Below are 15927 nucleotides of genomic sequence, written 5' to 3'. Positions count from 1 at the left end.
GGAGGGGACCATGGCTGAACGAATCGTGCGCATCGGCTGCGCTTCCGGTTTTTGGGGCGACACGCCCGAGGCGATCGGGCAGTTGGTGACCAAGGGCAATCTCGACTATCTGGTCTTCGACTATCTGGCCGAGGTCACGATGTCGCTTCTCTCGCGCGCGAGAGCGAAGACCAGCGACGCGGGCTATGCACCGGATTTTGTCCAGGCTCTCGCGCCATTCCTCGCCGAGATCAAGCGTCGCGGCATCAAGGTGGTCGCCAATGCCGGCGGGATCAATCCACGCGGATGCCGCGACGCCCTCGCCAAAGCGGCCGAAGCTGCGGGCGTGAAGATCAGTATCGGCGCCGTGCTAGGTGATGACCTGATGGACCGCGCACGCAACATGCGTGCGGCAGGGGTGACCGAGATGTATTCGGGTGAACGGGTTCCCGAAGAGCTCATGAGCATGAACGCCTATCTCGGCGCGCGGCCAATCGCAGCCGCGCTCAATGCCGGCGCCGAGATTGTGGTCACAGGGCGCTGTGTGGACAGCGCAGTCGCGCTCGGGCCCCTCATCCATGAATTCGGTTGGCGCGACGATGATTGGGATAGGCTTTCCCAAGGGTCGCTCGCGGGCCATCTCATCGAGTGCGGGCCACAGGGCACGGGTGGCAATTTTACCGACTGGGAGGATGTGCCGGGCTGGGACAATATGGGGATGCCGATCGTCGAAGTCGGGCCCGATGGCAGTTTCGTCATGACCAAGCCAGAGAATACCGGAGGGCTTGTTGTGCCGGCGTCGGTGGGCGAACAGATGCTCTACGAGATCGGCGATCCGCGGCGCTACATCCTGCCGGATGTGATCTGCGACTGGTCGCAGGTGACGCTGGATGAAGCCGGCAAGGATCGAGTACTGGTGAGAGGCGCGCGCGGACTTGGCCGCACGCACACCTACAAGGCCTCTGCAACCTACGCCGATGGTTGGCGCGCGATCACTACGATGACCCTTGCCGCAATCGACGCGCCAGCCAAGGCGGAAAGAGTAGCTGATGCAATTCTCACCCGCTGCCGACGCTTGTTTCGCCAACGCAATTTTGGCGATTTCCGCCAAGTCAGTGTCGAGATCCTGGGTACCGAGGCGGCCTATGGGCCCAATGCCCGCGCCCGCACTCGCGAAGTGGTCATGAAGATCGGTGCGGCCCACGACCAACGGGCGGCGCTGGAAATCTTCGCCCGCGAGATCGCGCCCATGGCGGTCTCCTCCGCGCAGGGACTGACCGGCTTCTTTGCCGGCCGGCCCAAGGTGCAGCCGGTTGTACGGCTATTCTCTTTCCTGCACGGCAAAGCCGAAACGTCGGTCACAGTCGAGGTGGACGGCAAGGCGGTACCGCTTTCACTCGCTGCCGATGCGGTGACGGTCGCCGCAGCGCAGGCAGCGAAGGATTTTCCCGTAGCAGATCCGGGGCCGGAAGCGGTGAAGGTGCCGCTGGTGGCGCTGGCCTGGGGGCGGTCGGGCGACAAGGGTGACATCGCCAATATCGGCGTCATCGCGCGCAGGCCTGAGTATCTTACTTTTATCCGCGCCGCGCTGACTGAAGAGAGGGTGAAGGACTACTTCGCCCATCTCTGCAATGGACGCGTCGAGCGGTTCGAGGTGCCGGGCATTCATGCACTGAACTTCTTGTTGCACGAGTCGCTGGGCGGCGGGGGCATCGCCTCGGTGCGGATCGATCCGCAGGGCAAGGGATTTGCCCAGATGCTGCTGGACATTCACATCCCCGTACCCGCTGATCTGGTCAGGGCGCATGGCCTGGTGCCAACTGCCGCCGCGGCGGCGTGAGCGATTTAGCGCCATGGGTATCATCAAGCTGCTTGTTGCGAACCGAGGGGAGATCGCTGCGCGGGTCCTGCGTACCGCCCGTGCTGAGGGTATGCAGACCGCGGTCCTGCGTCACCGAAATGAGGAAGCGGCTCCAGCCCATTTTCTTGCGGACCATGTGGTGGAGATCGACGGGCCGACGCCGATCGCCGCCTACCTCGACATCGGGCAGATAGTGGAGGCTGCGGCGGGTATCGGGGCGGATGCGGTGCATCCTGGCTACGGCTTTCTGGCCGAGAACGCCGCCTTCGTGCGGGCGCTGGACAAGGCCGGCATCATCTTCGTCGGCCCGAACGAACAGGTGATCGATCTGATGGGAGACAAGGTGCGAGCCCGCGCCTTCGTGGCCGAGCGTGGTTTTCCCGTAGCACCGTCGGCGATTGAGGACGAGGACCCGGCAACCTTTGTCGAGCGTGCCGGCGCGGTCGGCTATCCGCTACTCGTCAAGCCTTCGGCAGGGGGCGGCGGCAAAGGAATGCGCATCGTCCGCGAACGTGAGTTCCTCGAGACCGAAATTGCCACCGCCCGCCGCGAGGGCGAGCGCTATTTCGGCGACGGACGATTGTTCGTCGAACGCTACATCGAACGTCCGCGCCACATCGAAGTCCAGGTTATGGGTGACGGTCAGGGCAATGTCATCCATTTCTGGGAGCGCGAATGCTCGGTACAGCGACGGTTTCAGAAGATCATCGAGGAAACGCCCTCGCCGGCGTTGTGCCCGGAGCAGCGCGCCGAAATCTGCGAAGCTGCCACCGGAATCGCGCGGGCAGCGAACTATCGCGGAGCTGGAACCGTGGAGTTCATCTATGCCCCCGACGGCACCTTCTATTTTCTTGAGATGAATACCCGCCTTCAGGTCGAGCACCCGGTGACTGAGATGGTCACCGGCTTTGACCTGGTTGCCGAGCAGCTGCGCATCGCTGGCGGCGCGAAGCTAGGAATTGCCCAGTCCGACATCCGGCAGACCGGCCATTCGATCGAGCTGCGCATCTGCGCGGAAGATGCGTCGGCGGGTTTCCGCCCGGCGATCGGAAAAGTTCTGCTTCTGGAAGAACCGACGGGTCCGGGTGTGCGTGTCGACGGAGGCATAATGGAAGGAAGCGCGGTGACAGCCGACTTCGACCCGATGCTGGCCAAGCTGATCGTGCATGGGCGCGATCGGGCAATGGCGATCGCCCGCGCGCGCAACGCAATGAGGGACTATGTGATCCTCGGGGTGACAACGAACACCGGCTATCTCGATGCGATCCTGGCCCATCCCCGCTTTCTCTCGGGCGATGTCTCGACCGCGTTCCTGGCAGAGGAGGCCGCGGCACTGACCGCGCAGGCGGAGGGAAGCGGTGCGGCCGACGTCCTGATGGCCGCGGCCGCGCTCTCGGACGCGCGGCTGGTTCGGAGGGCTGCAAGGATTCCGGAGATCCACCGCATGATGGGGGCGTGGAGGAATTGATGCGGCGCATACTCCAGATTGGCCGGCGCGAGCAGGAGGTTTGGTTGGAGCAAACCTTGGAGGGCCACGTGCTGCATGTGGGTGAGCGGGCACTTTCCTGCTCGCTCGCGCCGGCGGGCCGCAAAGGTGCATATGTGCTGACGCTTCAGGGCCAACGCTTTCCACTACGTATCGCCGTTGGCGAGGCGGCGAGCTTCATTCATCTGGACGGCCGTGCCTACGAGATCGGACTGGTCGATCCTGTGGAGCGGCTGGTCGCAGGTAACGCCGGAGCCAGTCAGCACGAGGTGAGGGCTCCAATGCCGGGCGTCGTCGTTTCGGTCAACGTCGCGCCAGGCGACAGCGTCTTGGATGGTCAGCCGCTGATGGTGATCGAGAGTATGAAACTGGAGATGACGCTCTGCGCGCCGCGCGACGGGATAGTTGCGGAACTCCCTTTCGCAGCCGGCGACAAGTTTGGGTTGAAAGCCATCCTTGCACGTCTTGAGCCGATGGAGGAGGGCTGATGCGCCGGATCGAAAGTCAGATCAACACCAGCTCCGCAGAGTACCGTAACAACTACGCCGCCATGACCGGACGGCTCAAGGAGTTTCACGCACGGCAGAAGGCCGCGCGTTATGAACGGCCGCAGCGCGACCTGGACCGGCTCAAGCGCCAGAACAAGCTCACCGTGCGCGAGCGCCTCGAGTTGCTGCTCGATCCCGGTACTCCGTTTCTGGAGTTCTCGACGCTCGCGGCATGCCGCGCCTACGACGGCTCGGTTCCCGGCGCCGGAGTGGTCACTGGCATCGGCATCGTCTCCGGCCGCGAGGTCGCCATCCATGCCAACGATGCCAGCGTCAAGGGCGGTGCCTGGTATCCGCTCACGGTGAAGAAGATCGTGCGCCTCCTGGACGTGGCGATCGAGAACCGGTTGCCGGTCGTTCACATCTGCGACAGCGCTGGCGGCTTTCTTCCGCTCCAACACGGCGTGTTTCCGGACCGCTACCTGGGCGGGCGCATCTTCCGCAACCAAACGATCCTAAGCCGGATGAACGTGCCGCAGGTGGCCGTGGTTGGCGGCCACTGCACGGCGGGTGGGGCCTATGTCCCCGCGCTCAGCGACTACAATATCATCGTTGAAGGCAACGGTGCGATCTTCCTCGGAGGGCCTCCACTGGTGAAGGCAGCCACTGGAGAGGAGGTTGGCGTGCAGGAGCTTGGCGGCGCGGTGATGCACACCTCTGTGTCAGGCACGGGCGACTATCGCGCAACCTCCGAGCAGCACGCTTTCGCACTGGCGCGCGAGATCGTCGACCAATGGACACGACCCGAAAAGACGGCGATCGAGACTGCGCCGCCCGAGCCGCCTCACTACGATCCGACAGAGCTTTACGGGATCATACCGAAGGACCGGAAGACCCAGTTCGATATGCGGGAAGTGATCGCGCGCATCGTCGATGGCTCGCGCTTTCACGAATACCAACCGCACTACGGCACCACGATCGTGTGCGGCTTTTCCCATATATGGGGCTTCAAAGTCGGGATTCTCGCCAATAATGGCGTACTGTTCAACGACAGCTCGCTCAAGGCGGCGCATTTCATCCAGCTCTGCAATCAAAACCGCACTCCGCTGGTGTTTTTGCAGAACATCACAGGTTACATGGTGGGGCGCGAATACGAGGAGCGCGGCATCACCAAGGACGGCGCCAAGATGCTGATGGCGCAAGGTGGCTCGGTGGTGCCGAAATTCACGGTGATCGCCAATGCCTCCTACGGAGCAGGCAACTACGGCATGTGCGGACGGGCTTGGGACGCGCGCACGCTGTTCATGTGGCCGCAGGCTGAAATCGGCGTGATGGGCGCCGAGCAGGCCGCCAACACGTTGGCCGACGTAAAGATCCGCCAGTTGCACCTCGAGGGGCGGAAACTGACCGAAGAAGAGATCGCGGCGATCCGCGAACCGATTCTGGAAAGCTACAATCGCGACGTCGAGGCTTATACGTCGACCTCGGAAATCTGGGACGACGGTATCCTTGACCCGGTCGATACGCGCAACGCGCTCGGAATATCGATCTCGGTGGCGTTGAATGCGCCAATCGGAGACCCGCATTACGGCATATTCCGGCTTTAAGGCAACGGGCGATGGTTGACCGCTTCCTTCGATCAGTCTAATTCTAACAACTGTTAGATATGGCTGGTGGGATGAATCCGGACGGACCAGTAACTCCGGCGGAAAGGAGAAAGCTGTGATCACAGGAGGTCTAGGCGTCGGAGGCGTGCCCCTTCAGAAGCCACGAACTTGCGAAAAGTAGGAGGTCTCGCCGCCTGCACCGCTCCGGCAAGTTAGTAGTGCGCGCCGCGAGGCTGCGGCACGATCAATCTGCACAACGGAATCGAAGTCTAGGCAGAACCTGATCTGTGGCGACGGCTTAACAATCTGAGATGGACTAGTGGGACGGCTGGTTTCATCACTCAACACCGCTTCAGAACGCTTCGTCCGAAACCGCGCAACGCAGAAGACGCGCGTGGCGCTTCTGCGCGAGCGGATGGCCGAGGCAACAGGTGGCGGCCGGGCCGACATGGTCGAGCGTCACCGCGCTCGCGGCAAGTTGCTGGTGCGCGAGCGCATCGACCTCCTGGTCGATCCCGGCTCGGCATTTCTGGAGCTTTCCAGCCTCGCCGCTTGGGGACAGTATGGTGGCGAAGTGCCGGGTGCAGGCGTCGTCACTGGTATTGGAATCATCCACGGCCTGCCCTGCATGGTGATCGCGAACGACGCTACGGTCAAAGGCGGATCATTCTATCACGAGACAGTGCAGAAACACATTCGCGCGCAGGAGATCGCCGAGCAAAACCGGCTGCCCTGTCTCTATCTCGTTGACTGCGGCGGCGCCTATCTGCCCGAGCAGGACCGAGTATTTCCTGGAGGGCGTGATTTCGGCAACGCCTTTTACCGGCAATGCAACATGTCGGCATCGGGGCTGCCGCAGATATCGGCAGTGTTTGGCGGCTGCACGGCTGGCGGAGCTTATATTCCCGCACTCTCCGACGAGGTTATCATGGTGCGCGGCAATGCTCGCATTCATCTGGGTGGCCCCTCGATCGTCAAGGTGGCGATCAGCGAGGAAGTCGATGGCGAGACCCTCGGGGGGGCCGAGATGCATAGTCGCGTCTCGGGCGTGAGCGATCATCTTGCCGAAAACGAGCATCACGCGCTCGCACTCATGCGCGATATTGTCGCTAGTCTGGGGCTGAAACGTCCAACCGCGGCCGCAGCTCCACCGCGGCGTCCGCTTTATGATCCCGAGGAGCTTCTGGGTATCGTTAGCGCCGACCGCAAGGAGCCCTATGACGTGCGCGAGCTCCTGCTGCGCGTGATCGATGCCGGTGAATTCCACGAATTTAAACCCGATTGGGGTGCGACGCTGGTCTGCGGCACTGCGCGAATTTACGGCTATCAGGTCGGCATCCTGGGCAACAACGGCGCGCTTCTGTCGGATTCTTCGCTCAAGGGCGCGCAGTTCGTCTCAATGTGCGACCAGAGGAATCTGCCCCTTGTCTTCCTGCACAATGTCACAGGTTTCATGGTCGGCACCGAAGCCGAGCGCGGCGGCATCGCCAAGAACAGCGCCAAGCTGGTTTATGCCATGTCGGTGGCCAAGGTACCCAAACTTTCGGTGATCGTGGGCGGCTCCTATGGTGCGGGCAACTACGGAATGTGCGGCCGCGGATTTGCGCCGCGCTTTCTGTTCGCCTGGCCGACGGCAGAAGTTGCCACCATGTCAGCGGACATTGCAGCAAATGTGATGATGGAATTGCGCCTTCAAAAAGGAGGCGAAGAGAAGCAGATGCAGACGGAGCTGGAGAAGATCGAGGTCGCAGTGCGCGCGCAATATGCTGAACAATCCAATCCTTATTATGCAACCTCGCGGCTGTGGGACGATGGTCTGATTGAGCCGGGCCAGACTCGCGACGTCCTCGGGCTGTGCCTCGCCATCGTTACCTCAGTGCCCGAGGCCGGGCGCCACACGCCCGTCTTCAGAATGTGAGGCAATGCAAGCATGAGCCTTGGCATAAACAAGACCGTGACCGTGGACGTGGATACCCGCGGGGTTGCGACGCTGACGCTAAGCCGTGCGGAGAAGCACAATGCGATCAATGGCGAATTGATCGCCGACCTGGGTGCAGCAGCTCAGATACTGGCGGACGACCCCGCCGTGCGCATCGTGGTACTGACCGGTGCAGGCAAGAGTTTTTGCGCAGGCGGCGACTTCAACTGGTTCGCTTCGAATGTGGAAAAGACACGCATTGAGCGGGTGGCGCAGAGCGCATCGCTGGCCCATCTGCTGCGCAGGCTCGATGCCCTACCCAAGCCGTTGATCGGGCGGGTCAACGGTCCAGCCTATGGCGGCGGCGTTGGTCTGATCTCGGTGTGCGACTACACGATCGGCATTGAAGGTTCGAAGTTCGGTCTTACGGAGACGCGTATGGGCCTGCTGCCATCCAATATCTCGCCCTATGTGGTGGCGAGGATCGGGGTGGCTGCGGCACGCGAGACCATGCTCTCGGGAGCGCTATTCGATGCTGCTCGCGCCGAGCGGCTCGGACTTCTGACCGAGGTCGTTGCACCTGAGGCGCTGGACAAGGCGGTGGAACGCGTCGTCCATGCCCACCTGCAGGCCGCCCCCGGGGCAGTAGCCGGAACCAAGCGGCTCATCGCCTATGTCGCCCGGCATGATCTCGACGCCAACATGATCTATACCGCCGACCGGTTGGCCGACGCCTGGGAGACCGAAGAGGGAGTCGAAGGCATAAACTGCTTTTTGGGCAAGGGCACGCCCTCATGGCGCGTGAAATGAACTTCACGCGCGTCCTCATCGCCAATCGAGGCGAGATCGCACGGCGCATCCAGCGCGCCTGCGCAACACTCGGACTCGAAAGTGTCGCCATTTATTCCGAGGCCGACCGCGATGCCCCCTTCGTAGGTGAGGCCAATGACGCTATCTGCGTCGGCCCGCCGGCACCCTCGCGGAGCTATCTGAACATCGAAGCGATCTTGGAGGCCGCGCGCGCCACCGGCGCGGGCGCGGTGCACCCTGGCTACGGCTTCCTGTCGGAAAGCGCCGAATTCGCTCGCCGCGTGATCGAAGCGGGGCTCGCCTTCGTCGGCCCCTCGCCCGAGGCGATTGCGCGGATGGGTTCGAAGATCGAGGCCAAGGCGGCGGCTGAGGCGGCGGGCGTGCCAATTTTGCCCGGCTATCGCGGTGCGGACCAGTCCGAAGCGCGGCTGCACGCCGAGGCCGAGTGCCTCGGCGTGCCCTTCCTCGTCAAGGCCAGCGCCGGCGGCGGAGGGCGGGGAATGAGGCTAGTTACCGAGCCGGGCGCGGCAGCTGAGGCGATCCGCGCCGCCAAATCCGAAGCGCGCGCGGCCTTTGGCGATGCGACGGTGTTTCTGGAGCGCTACGCGCCTCGCACACGCCATGTCGAAGTGCAGATCTTGGGCGATAGCCACGGTCATGTTGTGCACCTGTGGGATCGCGACTGCTCGCTCCAACGCAACCACCAGAAGCTTATCGAGGAGGCGCCAGCTCCTGGTCTGCCTGCCCCGCTGCGTGAAGAAATGCTCGGGGCCGCCGTGAGCCTCGCCCGCGCCATCGGCTACAACTCAGCGGGCACGGTCGAATATCTCTACGATCCTGCGCGTCGCGAGTTCTATTTTCTCGAAATGAACACCCGCCTTCAGGTTGAACATCCGGTGACCGAAGCGGTCACCGGCATCGATCTCGTCGAATGGCAACTGCGAGTCGCGCGCGGCGAAGAGCTGGCCTTCGCTCAGAAGGACATCCGTTGCGCGGATCATGCGATCGAGATCCGCCTTGCAGCTGAGAATCCCGGCGAGCGCTTTCGTCCCGAAACCGGCACGATCACCCTCTGGGCGCCCCCCGGCGGCCCAGACCTTCGGCTCGACTCAGGGGTCGAGACGGGCAGTGTCGTAAGCCATCACTACGATTCGATGCTCGCCAAGCTGATCGTGCAGGCAGGCGATCGTGAAGGTGCAATCCGCCAGGCCGTTGCTGCGCTCGACAAATTCGCCGTCGGAGGCGTCGGTATGAATATCTCCTATCAGCGCGCGCTGCTCACTCACCCGGATTTCGCCGCGCTGCGCCACCACACCGCAGCGCTCGAACAGCTTTTTCCCGGCGGGTGGAAGGCGCCAGAGCCCGACAATGATAGCCGAGCGCTGGCGGCGTTAGCCCTGCATCAACATTTAGCCGGGACCGAGCATGCCAACCCGTGGCATTCCTTGGGGGCTTGGCGTGTGACCGATCTGGCGGGTCGGCGCGGTGCGGCATGCTATTGGCTAGCTAGGGACGAGCTGGAAGAGCTTTTGGTGGTCGGGCAGGATTTGCGGCTGGAGGTGCGCGGAGCAAATATGGCGCCGGTCTTGATCGATGACCTCCAGCTCCGTGACGGACGATTGACGGGGCGCGTTGCCGGGCGACCGTTTGCCCGTATCGCTTACGTGGAACGTACCGACGAAAGCTGGCGTGTTCACCTTTCGAGCCGTGATGGCATGATGCAGGTCCATTTCCTCACGCTCGAGGATCTTCATGGCAGCGGCGCCGGCGCGGGTTCAGCTGACGAGGATATTCTGAATGCGCCAATGCCCGGCACGGTCGTCGAGCTCAGCGTCAAGCAGTTCGACTTTGTCGAACGAGGTCAGACATTGGTGGTGCTGGAGGCAATGAAGCTACTGCAAAGCTTGGCCGCCCCTTTGAGCGGTACTGTGGAAGAAATCTATTGCTTGACGGGCGACACCGTAACTAGTGGCGCCCCTCTTGTCCGAATAGCGCGGAAGGAAGACACATGAATACCTTTCAAGTCCGAACTGAGGCCACCGCTTTCCCCTTCGGCGAAGAGCTGGAGATGATCCGCGCTCAACTGCGGCGGTTCATCGAGACCGAAGTTATTCCGGCCGCAGATGCGTGGGAGGAGCAAGGCCTGGTACCTCGCGAGGTCCTACGCAGAATGGGCGGGCTCGGCGTTCTGGGAATGCGCTACAATCCCGAGTATGGCGGTGCCGGGCTCGACACGATGGCGAGTGTGATGCTGGCCGAGGAACTGGGCCGCTCCACCTTCGGCGGATTTTCGGCGACGGTTCTGGTCCATACCGACATGGCGTCGCCGCATTTGGAAAACGCCGGGACGCCCGAGCAGAAGGCGCGCTGGATGCCTGCCATCACGAGCGGCGAGAAGATCACGGCAGTGGCCGTCACCGAAGCTGGCGCGGGATCTGACGTCGCAGGTATGCGTACGCGCGCCGTGAAAAGCGGTTCCGATTGGCTGCTGAACGGCACCAAGATGTTCATAACTAACGGCGTGCACGCCGACCTTTATTTTGTCGCCGCCAAGACCGATCCGGGAGCGAAGGGCTCCCGTGGGATCACGATGTTCGCCGTCGAGAAGGGTGCACACGGCTTTTCGGTAAGCCGAGCGTTGAAGAAGACGGGATGGCTGTGCTCCGACACCGCCGAGCTGGTGTTCGAGGATGTTCGCGTGCCTGCCGAAAACGTGCTGGGCGAAGTCAATCGTGGCTTCTATTCGGTGATGAAGAATTTCCAGAACGAGCGGATCGTACTGGGTACGCTGGCAGTGGCTGAAGCGCAAACCGCACTGAACTTGACCGTTGTTTATGTCAAGCAACGCAGGGCGTTCGGCGGTGTACTGTGGGATAAACAGGCTGTGCGCCAGCGCCTGGCGGATTGCCAGACCCAGGTCGAAGCGGGACGGCAGCTCATGTATCACGCTGCCCGTCTGGACTGCGAAGGCCGCGACTGCGTGCGTGAAGTTTCGATGGTCAAGGCTTATTGCGGCGAATTGGTGAACAGGGTTCTTTACGACTGCGTTCAGTTTCACGGAGGCATGGGGTACATGCGCGAACTGGCGGTGGAGCGAATGTCCCGCGACGCTCGCGTTCAGGCCATTGGCGGCGGCGCCAGCGAGGTGATGCTCGAAGAGGTCGCTAAACGAATGTAGTCGTTTGGCCTACACCTGCAACATCTCAGAACGCTCGCGCGAAGTATTTCCAGTCTGATGACAAGCTGGATGGATTACGGCGAGTGAACGAATCGGTCGCTGAGATGCCGACCGACGACGTCCCGATGGAGCGAGCGTCGTTTTCGGCGTGGCCGGGGTGCGGCATGCCGCGGCAGTGAAGGCGCCTTGCTGTTCGCGATCACGGCTGGGTACGATTGACTGCGTTTGCACGCCCGACGCAATGGGGATCACCCTAGGCGCCCATCTGCCAGCGCCGCCACGGCGGCCCTCAGCGTCGCCGCGTCGACCGAACCCGTGATCCGCATCCGAGCTCCGGCAGCAAACTCGATCTCGATCTCGATCGACCCGCCGCTGCTGACCGGCGCGACTGGACAAAGCGTCGGCCCTGATTCCGCGACTACCATCGCCGGTACGAAGCCGGGTTGATGGACAGCATCCTTCGGCTCAGGCCGAAACGACGGTCGCCATCGCAGCAGCAATAAGCGCGAAACGCCGTACCGCCGCGCTGTTGCCGCGACTTGGCGCGGTGCCTGTAAGCTCTCCAGGACGATCTTGAGCTTCTCATCCTCGGACCAGCGCCGCCGCCGGCTCGTGTCCACCACCTCAAGCCGTTCGACTTGGGCGCTGCGCCTATCACATAAGGACAATTCTCAACAACACGCCTCATTTGGCAAGGCGGCCTTCACGGTCTTTCAATTACCCACAATTTCTGACAATATCTCGGTTCTGGCGATGACGAATGAATAATGGTAGCGATTGTTCGTTGCATGGATCGTAAGGACCTGATCGGATATCCTCGGTTTTCCCGGATGGTGGCGCGTGTCCGGAAGATCGACAAGCTATACGGGATTGTCGTCCCGGAAATGGCGGAGAGAGCGGCCGACGAATGGCTCAAGCGCCTCGCCGCCGCGGACATACCGAGCGGACGGGTGAGTGATTTCCAGCTTCTATGTCGCGACGACAATCTCCGGAAGAGCGATTTTTTTTAGAGGTTTGCAGCATCTGAGGGAGTTGCGGACTTCGCGCATGCGCTGTAGTGCTCGCGAAAAATGTCCGTGGCGCTCAGCTTGAGCCTGGTTCTCTGTACCCTAGGGATCCGGAAAGTCGTCGGGCGGCGTCGGCGACCACCTTGCCCAAGACTCCACCCGGGCTTGCGTCCACCCGATTTGCTCGGCCGAAGACTGTCAAGGCCATGCAAAGGCTGTCGGTCACATCGAACACTGGAGCGCTCACCGCCCCATATCCCTCGCCGCCTCCATCAGACATGCAGGCAAATCCACGCGCCCGGGTTTCCTGGATCGCTCGAGCCAAGATGGCGCGATCGTGCGGGACGTTCAGCCTTCCCGATCGCCGATTCTGTTCGAGTTCGCGCTCGATCGCTGTATCGGTTCTGGCGGCATCTTCGAACGAACAGAACAGTAGCCCAGTTGCGGAATAGGTCATCGGGCAATGATGGGTGAGCGCAATCGTCGTAGCGAACTCGTGGCGGGCCTCGATGATGCGGATCATCGTAGGTCCTTTCTCCCCCCAAACTGCCAGCGCGGCAGTTTCGCCGACTTGGTCGACGATTTCGCGTAAGGTCGCCTCCGCGAACCGGAGCGGCTCGAATCTCGAGAACCCCTTTAGGCCCAACTGTAGTGCGATGGGACCAAGGTCGTAGCGCGCCGATACTCCGTCGCGGGTAGCAAGACCGATCCGGATCAGACTCACTAGGTAGCGATGTGCTTTGGCGGACGGCATCCCAGCGCGCTGCGCCAGTTCCGCCAGTTTCAAAGGTCCGTCGGCATGGATCAAGGCATTCAGGATGTCGCCGGCGACTTCAACGGACTGGATCCCGAGTTGAGGCGATTCCGAGGCGCTTTTCCCTGTTTGCGCGCGATTCTCTCTCAGCATGCGACCGGCCTGCCCAAACCGAAGATAATTGTCAAAACAAAAAAGCCCTTGACGTATTTCGAGGAGGAAATATGAATTACAATATAGGAGTTATATTATACAATATAAAATCTAGCTTTCGAAATGGATTGCACTTTGGGAGGGACGTCATGGTTGGAGGAGCAGTCTCCAGTCTCTTGGAAGGAGACGTCGCTTTCGTCACAGGCGCAGCCCAAGGTAACGGAGCTGCGATAGCGCGAGGAATGGCCGCCAGCGGTGCAAGCGTGATCGTTTCCGATCTGAATGCAGCAGGAGTCGCGGCAGTGGCCGAGGCTATAGTGAGCGCTGGCGGGAGAGCTGTCGGCATCGAATTGAACGTGGCGGACCGAGAGGCCTGTCAGGCGGCGGCGGCTCGCGCGGCAGAATTTTTCGGCGACATTTCGATCCTTGTGAACAATGCCGGCATCACTAGACGGACACCTCCCGACGATCCTGCTTTTCTCGACCACTTGGACGAACAGATGGCCATAAACGTCCGGGGCTGCGCCACCATGGCGATCTCGCTGCTTCCCCAACTCTTTCGCACGAAAGGTCGGATCCTCAATATCGGCTCGATCGCATCATTCGTTGCCTACCAGAATTCAGCGGCCTACGCGGCTTCGAAGGGCGCGGTGAAGCAATTGACGACGGCCCTGGCGGTCGATCTCGCCGAGCACGGCATAAGGGTCAACGGTATCGCACCGGGCGTCATCGCCACGCCGATGACCGAAACGACGCGCGCCAATCCCGATGCCATCAATCGCTTTCTCCGTCACACGCCCATGGGCCGAGTGGGCGAACCCGACGAGTTGGTAGGCCCGGCCATCTTTCTGACCTCGCGGCTCTCCTCCTACGTCACCGGCGTCATGCTCCCGGTCGACGGTGGATACCTGGCGAACTGAGCGCAGCGTTCCGATCGAAAGAACAACGCCGACAGCAGGGAAGTTCGATGCCCGAAACTCTTCTGGAATACGATCTCCTCGTCGCCGGATCGGGCGCAAGCGGACTCACGGCGGCCGTAGTCGCGGCCAAACACGGACTGAAGGTCATCGTCGTCGAGAAGGAGGCAGTCTTCGGCGGAACGACAGCCCTCTCCGGTGGCTACCTGTGGGTACCCAATAATCATCTCGATGCGGCTGAAGGCATCAAGGATTCCATGGATGCCGCACGGGCGTACATGCGTCACGAAGCTGGCAATCACTACGACGCGGAGCGGGTCGAAGCCTTCCTCGAAGCCGGGCCGAAAATGGTCTCCTTCATGCAAGACAAGACGGCCGTCCGTTTCGAGGCTTCTCCTCTTTTTTCGGACTATCACCCGGATGCCCCAGGCGGAATGCCTGGTGGCCGGTCGATACTCACGAAGCCGGTGGATGCTAAAGTTCTGGGCGAAGACATCGAGCGATTGCGGCCTCCTCGCCCCGAACTCACTCTGTTTGGTCTCGCCATCGGATCCGGTAAAGAGCTTTGGCATTTCTACAGAGCTACCCAGCGTCTGGAATCCTTCGTCTATGTGGCGCGCCGCCTTACAAAGTACGGTTTCGATCGGCTCCTCAAGGGACGAAGCCAGCTTCTGACGAATGGTAATGCTCTGGCCGCCAGGCTTTTCCGCTCCGCGCGAGATCTTGGAGTCGAGTTGTGGCTGGACAGTCCGGTCAAGGCCCTTCTTCGGGACGAGAATGGGGCCGTGACGGGTGCCGAAGTTCAGACGCCGAAAGGCTCTCGTCATATCGTCGCTCGTCGCGGTGTAGTCTTGGCTTGCGGCGGATTTCCTCTGGATATTGCACGTCGGCAAACGCTCTACGGCCACCGCGCGGATCTCGACGAGCATTGGTCTGCAGCTAGCCCGGGCAATACGGGCGATGGCATTCGTCTCGGGGAGACCGTCGGCGGAAACGCGGTGAAAGGCTATCCGAATGCGGCGGCTTGGGCTCCGACGAGCTTGGTGCCGCGCGAAGACGGCACCAAAGGACCGTTCCCCCACTTCATTGATCGCGGCAAACCCGGAGTGATCGCCGTCACGCGCGCGGGACGTCGTTTCGTTAACGAGTCGAACAGCTATCATGACTTCGTCCAAGGCATGAAACGTGCGTGTTCGTCGGAAAAGCCCGTCGAGGCATTTCTGATCGCCGATCACAAGACCATCCGAAAATACGGGTTGGGCCATGTGAAGCCGGCGCCACTGCCGGTTGGCCCGTCAATCCGTTCGGGATATCTCATCGTCGGCGAAACGCTTGCCGACCTCGCTAACAATGCCGGCATCGAGGTTGGCGAGTTCGAAAGGACCATCGCCAAATGGAACGCCGACGTTCCCACCGGAATGGATTCCGCCTTCGGAAAAGGATCGACAGCGTACAATCGCTTTCACGGAGATCCAGAAGTCAAGCCGAACCCGTGTATGGCGCCGATCGCGAACGGCCCCTTTTACGCGGTTCGCGTCCTTCCCGGTGACATCGGTACCTTCGCAGGCCTACGCACCGACGCTCACGCACGAGTCATCGACGCGAACGGACGTCCGATTCCCGGGCTCTACGCAGTCGGTAACGATATGGCGAGCGTGCTGGGAGGCAACTATTCCGGTGGCGGCATCACGCTGGGTCCCGGAATGACTTTCGGGTACATCGCGGGCCTGCATGCTGCGGGCGCAAGATATTGAACCGGGTCAATCGAT

At 61.7% G+C, this 15927-nt stretch carries 13 protein-coding genes; 11 read left to right on the top strand and 2 right to left on the bottom strand.

Annotated features, from left to right (window positions below; all coding sequences use genetic code 11):
* Positions 1–10 precede the first annotated feature (10 nt).
* The 8 genes from AC1RQP_RS10555 (at position 11) to AC1RQP_RS10520 (ending at position 11327) form a co-directional block, all read left to right on the top strand.
* Entirely contained in the window at positions 11–1819 is a 1809-nt protein-coding gene (locus tag AC1RQP_RS10555; protein ID WP_492936864.1) for an acyclic terpene utilization AtuA family protein, read from the top strand.
* Positions 1820–1832: 13 nt separating this feature from the next.
* On the top strand, positions 1833–3308 hold the full coding sequence (locus AC1RQP_RS10550) for an acetyl-CoA carboxylase biotin carboxylase subunit (protein ID WP_492936863.1): 1476 nt from the start codon (positions 1833–1835) through the stop codon (positions 3306–3308).
* Positions 3308–3814 carry an acyl-CoA carboxylase biotin carboxyl carrier protein subunit gene (locus AC1RQP_RS10545; RefSeq protein WP_492936862.1) on the top strand — a complete coding sequence of 169 codons (507 nt, stop codon included), beginning with the start codon at positions 3308–3310 and terminating at the stop codon, positions 3812–3814. Before AC1RQP_RS10550 ends, AC1RQP_RS10545 begins: the two co-directional genes overlap by 1 nt.
* The gene (locus AC1RQP_RS10540; protein WP_492936861.1) at positions 3814–5421 is read left to right on the top strand and encodes an acyl-CoA carboxylase subunit beta; all 1608 of its coding nucleotides are present in this window, start codon (positions 3814–3816) and stop codon (positions 5419–5421) included. Before AC1RQP_RS10545 ends, AC1RQP_RS10540 begins: the two co-directional genes overlap by 1 nt.
* Positions 5422–5740: 319 nt before the next feature.
* A complete protein-coding gene (locus tag AC1RQP_RS10535) occupies positions 5741–7339 on the top strand; it encodes an acyl-CoA carboxylase subunit beta (protein WP_492936860.1) in 1599 nt (532 codons plus the stop codon).
* A 12-nt stretch (positions 7340–7351) separates the two neighbouring features.
* Entirely contained in the window at positions 7352–8149 is a 798-nt protein-coding gene (locus AC1RQP_RS10530; protein WP_492936859.1) for a crotonase/enoyl-CoA hydratase family protein, read from the top strand.
* Positions 8134–10161, top strand: coding sequence for an acetyl/propionyl/methylcrotonyl-CoA carboxylase subunit alpha (locus AC1RQP_RS10525; protein ID WP_492936858.1), 2028 nt, complete (start codon positions 8134–8136; stop codon positions 10159–10161). The genes AC1RQP_RS10530 and AC1RQP_RS10525 overlap by 16 nt, the downstream gene beginning before the upstream one ends.
* Positions 10158–11327, top strand: a complete 1170-nt coding sequence (locus AC1RQP_RS10520) for an acyl-CoA dehydrogenase family protein (protein WP_492936857.1) — start codon at positions 10158–10160, stop codon at positions 11325–11327. Before AC1RQP_RS10525 ends, AC1RQP_RS10520 begins: the two co-directional genes overlap by 4 nt.
* Before the next feature lie 248 nt (positions 11328–11575).
* On the opposite strand, the gene tnpA is transcribed toward AC1RQP_RS10520, so the two are convergent.
* Complete coding sequence (tnpA, locus tag AC1RQP_RS10515; protein WP_492936856.1) at positions 11576–11950, bottom strand: IS66-like element accessory protein TnpA; 375 nt, start codon at positions 11948–11950, stop codon at positions 11576–11578.
* A gap of 144 nt (positions 11951–12094) precedes the next feature.
* Here tnpA and AC1RQP_RS10510 point away from each other — a divergent pair, with 144 nt between their 5' ends.
* Entirely contained in the window at positions 12095–12337 is a 243-nt protein-coding gene (locus AC1RQP_RS10510; protein ID WP_492936855.1) for a CoA transferase, read from the top strand.
* Positions 12338–12410: 73 nt separating this feature from the next.
* On the opposite strand, the gene AC1RQP_RS10505 is transcribed toward AC1RQP_RS10510, so the two are convergent.
* The gene (locus AC1RQP_RS10505; protein WP_492936854.1) at positions 12411–13241 is read right to left on the bottom strand and encodes an IclR family transcriptional regulator; all 831 of its coding nucleotides are present in this window, start codon (positions 13239–13241) and stop codon (positions 12411–12413) included.
* A 149-nt stretch (positions 13242–13390) separates the two neighbouring features.
* On the opposite strand from AC1RQP_RS10505, the gene AC1RQP_RS10500 reads away from it, so the two are divergent.
* Entirely contained in the window at positions 13391–14161 is a 771-nt protein-coding gene (locus AC1RQP_RS10500; protein ID WP_492936853.1) for an SDR family NAD(P)-dependent oxidoreductase, read from the top strand.
* A gap of 47 nt (positions 14162–14208) precedes the next feature.
* Entirely contained in the window at positions 14209–15912 is a 1704-nt protein-coding gene (locus AC1RQP_RS10495) for an FAD-dependent oxidoreductase (RefSeq protein WP_492936852.1), read from the top strand.
* Positions 15913–15927 lie beyond the last annotated feature (15 nt).

This window comes from Bradyrhizobium sp. GW821-FHT13H06 (genome assembly GCF_058803975.1).
The sequence above is the reverse complement of the archived record's forward strand: the minus strand, read 5'-3'. Positions and strand labels throughout refer to the sequence as shown.